Source organism: Gilvimarinus sp. 1_MG-2023 (assembly GCF_030548285.1).
On the sequence record NZ_JAUOSC010001684.1, the window covers coordinates 1 to 237 of the forward strand.

Sequence of the window (237 nt, forward strand, 5' to 3'; positions counted from 1 at the left end):
AGCGATGGCCTGCTCCAAGCTGCGCAGGGCTTTATCGCCGTCGAGAATATAGTCTAAAGCACTGCGCTCTACATCAGTCACCTCTTGCTCCATGTGCGACAGCCGCCACTGAACGGGAATATCCAACCGGCCGGCATCTACCTGCAATTGCTTTAACAACAGTTTAAAGAGCGACGATTTACCGCTGCCATTAGCGCCTATAATACCCAGTTTTTGCCCGGGAAAAATGGATAAATC

Annotated in this window: 1 protein-coding gene; it reads right to left on the reverse strand. The window is 50.6% G+C overall.

Annotation, left to right across the window (positions count from 1 at the left end):
- The coding region (locus Q4563_RS22525) for an ATP-binding cassette domain-containing protein (RefSeq protein WP_303606132.1) at positions 1–237 on the reverse strand (237 nt) is incomplete at both ends.